General features: G+C 71.7%; 3 protein-coding genes and 1 pseudogene. All 4 read right to left on the reverse strand.

Features of this window, described 5'->3' with window-relative positions; genetic code table 11:
• Window positions 1-142 (reverse strand): annotated as a pseudogene (locus tag VNR91_RS08515) (acyl carrier protein); the annotation flags it as partial.
• A 73-nt stretch (window positions 143-215) separates the two neighbouring features.
• The gene (locus VNR91_RS08520) at window positions 216-1,115 is read right to left on the reverse strand and encodes an NAD(P)H-binding protein (protein WP_325490341.1); all 900 of its coding nucleotides are present in this window, start codon (window positions 1,113-1,115) and stop codon (window positions 216-218) included.
• 112 nt (window positions 1,116-1,227) lie between these two features.
• The gene (gene proB, locus VNR91_RS08525; protein WP_325490342.1) at window positions 1,228-2,337 is read right to left on the reverse strand and encodes a glutamate 5-kinase; all 1,110 of its coding nucleotides are present in this window, start codon (window positions 2,335-2,337) and stop codon (window positions 1,228-1,230) included.
• A 97-nt stretch (window positions 2,338-2,434) separates the two neighbouring features.
• A partial coding sequence (gene obgE / locus VNR91_RS08530) for a GTPase ObgE (protein ID WP_325490343.1) occupies window positions 2,435-3,387 on the reverse strand: 953 nt, incomplete at its 5' end.

Below are 3,387 nucleotides of genomic sequence, written 5' to 3' on the forward strand. Positions count from 1 at the left end.
CGGCGACGAAATCCATCACCGTCAGGCTGTCCCATTCCAGGTCGCCCTGGAAACTGGTGGCTTCGCTCAGCGCCAAGCCCTTTTTGTTGAAGGGTTCGATCTGCGCCTGGACGATGTCGAGGATCTGATTGCGGTTGCTCATGCTCGGTCCTTAGTCGGGTGCGGCTTGGCAGGTAAATAGGGCTGAAGCGTGTCGTCCGCGCGGCGCCGGCGGATCAGAGCAGCCCGGCCGCGCGATAGGCGGCGGCGGTGGCGGCCAAGCCCGCCCGCGTTTGCACCTGCGGCTGCCATAGCTGCGACGGCGCGCGGCGCGCGGGATCGATCACCCAGTCGGGGTGGCAAAAATAGGCGACGCGATCGGGGGTCAGCTTGGCGCGCTTCCCACGGATCAGCCGGTCGATCCAGGCGCCGGCCATCATCAGCGGACGGGGCAGCGCGATGGTGAGGACACGGCGCCCGACCGCGTCACCGATCGCGCGCGCGAAGGCGCGGTGGCTCCATCCGCCCGGCGTACCGTCATCGGCATCGAGGACGAGCCGATCGTCGGTGGCGGCGAGCGCGAGCAGCAGCCGGGCGAGGTCGCTCACCTCGATCGCCGACATCCGCCCGCCCGGCGGCAGCAGCGCGATGCCCCATTTCGCCAGCCGGAACAGTTCGAGCATCTCCATGTCGCCGGGGCCGTAGATCGCCGGCGGGCAGACGATGCTCCACGACAGGGGGGCGGCGCGCACCAGTGCCTCTGCCTCCGCCTTCGACCAGCCATAGGCGGACAGCCCCGGTTCGCGCGCGGCGAGCGAGGAGACATGGACGAACCGCGCCACCCCGGCGGCCTGCGCTGCGGCGAGCATCGCGCGGGTGCCCTCGATATTGCCCTGGGCGAAGCCGGCGCGATCCGGCGCGTTGACCACGCCGGCGACGTGGATCACCGCGTCGGCGCCCTCGACCAGCCGGGCGAGCGCCGGCCCGTCATCGAGCGCGCCCTCGACCCACGCGACTCCGTCGCGCGCTGGCTGGGGGCGGCGGGTGAGGGCGCGGACAGCGTGCCCGGCGGCGATCGCCTGCGCGATCAGGCACCCGCCGACGAACCCGGTGCCGCCGGTGATAGCGAGCTTCATGCACCATCTCCGTTCGTGCTGAGCTTGTCGAAGCACCGTTCTTTGCCCGGCGGGGAAGAAGTACGGCCCTTCGACAGGCTCAGGGCGAACGGGAGGGGGGGCGAGTTCAATCTCACAACAGCGCCATGTTGCTGCGGTGGATCAGCGTCGATCGCGGCGCATAGCCCAGGATCGCGGCGTGTTCGTCGCTGCGCCTGCCGGCGATCAGCGCGGCGTCGGCGGCGGCATATTCGATCAGCCCGCGCGCGACCGGACCGGACGGCCCGACGATCGCGACCAGGTCGCCGCGCGCGAACCTGCCCTCGACCCGCGTCGCGCCGGCGGCGAGCAGGCTGCGCCCTTCGCCCAGCGCGCGCGCGGCGCCGGCGTCGACGTGGATCGTGCCCTTGGCGGTCAGCCCGCCGGCCAGCCACGCCTTGCGCGCCGGCGCCGCGCGTTCGGCGAGGAACACCGTGCAGCGCCCGCCGTCGAGCGCGTCGAGGGGGCGTTCCGCCAGCCCCGATACGATCGCCAGATGCGCGCCGGCCCCGGTGGCGATTCGCGCCGCCTGCACCTTCGACGCCATTCCGCCCGATCCCATGCCCGAGCTGGAGCCGGTGCCGGCCATCGCGACGATGCGCCGGTCGATGCGCTCGACCAGCGGAATGTGGACCGCGCCCGGTTCGCGCGGATCGCGGTCGTACAGCCCGTCGATGTCCGACAGCAGCACCACGCCGCCCGCCGCCGCCGCCGCGCCGGCACGCGCCGCCAGCCGGTCGTTGTCGCCGAACCGGATCTCGGCGGTGGCGACACTGTCATTCTCGTTGATCACCGGCACCACGCCCAGCTTGAGCAGGCGTCCCACCGTCGCGGCGACGTTGAGGTAGCGTCGGCGGTCCTCGAGGTCGTCGAGCGTCACCAGCATCTGCGCGGCGGTGATGCCGTGCACGCTCAGCGCATCGGCCCAGGCGGCGGACAGCGCGATCTGCCCGGTCGCGGCGGCGGCCTGCGCGTCCTCCAGGCTGGCGCGGCCGCCCTTGGCCAGCCCCAGCCGGCGCGCGCCGAGCGCGATCGCGCCGGACGAGACGATCGCGACCTGCTGGCCAGCGGCGGCACGCGCGGCGATCGCATCGGCCAGCCCCGCCAGCCACGCGACGCGGATCGCGCCCGACGGATCGACCAGCAGCGACGATCCGACCTTGACGATCAGGCGCGGACAGGCGGCGGGGGTGAAGACGTTCATCTCCCTCTCTCCCTGAGGGGAGAGGGGGCGATCCCCCGTCCGCGCGCCTGCCGCTTTCTCTGTCTCCCGACCCTCTCCCCTGACGGGGAGAGAGCTTTCAGAGCGGCGACCATTCGACCGGTTCCTCGCCGTCGTCCTCGCCCGGTTCGGGAGGAGAGGAGGCTTCGCCCGGACCGATCGCGCCGATCAGCCGGTCGAGCACCGCCTCGACGCCCGCGCCGGTCGCGCCGGAAATCGGAATGACCTCCGCCCCGCTCGCCTCGGCCAGTTCGGCGGACAGCGCCTCGGTCAGTTCGTCGTCGAGCAGATCGACCTTGTTCAGCGCGATCACCTCGACCTTGTCGGTCAGGCCGGCGCCGTAATTGTCCAGCTCTTCGCGGACGACGCGATACGCCTCGACCGGATCGTCGCCATGCGCGTCGACCAGGTGCAGCAGCACGCGGCACCGCTCGATATGGCCCAGGAAACGATCGCCGATCCCGGCCCCTTCCGCCGCGCCCTCGATCAGGCCGGGGATGTCGGCGAGCACGAACTCGCGGTTCTTGTGCGTCACCACGCCCAGCTGCGGACGGGTGGTGGTGAAGGCGTAGGCGCCCACCTTGGCCTTCGCGTTCGACACCGCGTTGATGAAGGTCGACTTGCCAGCGTTGGGCAGCCCGACCAGCCCGGCATCGGCGAGCAGCTTGAGCCGCAGCCACACCCAGGCCTCATCGCCTGGCCAGCCCGTGCCGTGCTGGCGCGGGGCGCGGTTGGTCGAGGTCTTGTAGCTGAGGTTGCCGCGCCCGCCGTCGCCGCCCTTCAGGAACACCGCGCGCTGGCCGATCTCGGTCATGTCGAGCAGCAGCGTGCGTTCTTCGTCATCGGCCAGGATCTGCGTGCCGACAGGCACCTGGATCACCAGGTCGCGCCCGCCCGCGCCGGTCATGTTCGATCCGGCACCGCCCTTGCCGCGCGGGGCGCGGAAATGCTGGGTGTAGCGGAAATCGATCAGCGTGTTCAGCCCGGCGACCGCCTCGAAGATGATGTCGCCGCCCTTGCCGCCGTTGCCGC

The organism is Sphingomonas sp. (assembly GCF_035555815.1).
Classification (GTDB): domain Bacteria; phylum Pseudomonadota; class Alphaproteobacteria; order Sphingomonadales; family Sphingomonadaceae; genus Sphingomonas.

Excerpts from the sequence above, each read along its gene's own strand:
- proB (WP_325490342.1), bottom strand. The coding sequence starts at position 2,337 with ATGAACGTCTTCACCCCCGCCGCCTGTCCGCGCCTGATCGTCAAGGTC.
- VNR91_RS08520 (WP_325490341.1), bottom strand. The coding sequence starts at position 1,115 with ATGAAGCTCGCTATCACCGGCGGCACCGGGTTCGTCGGCGGGTGCCTG.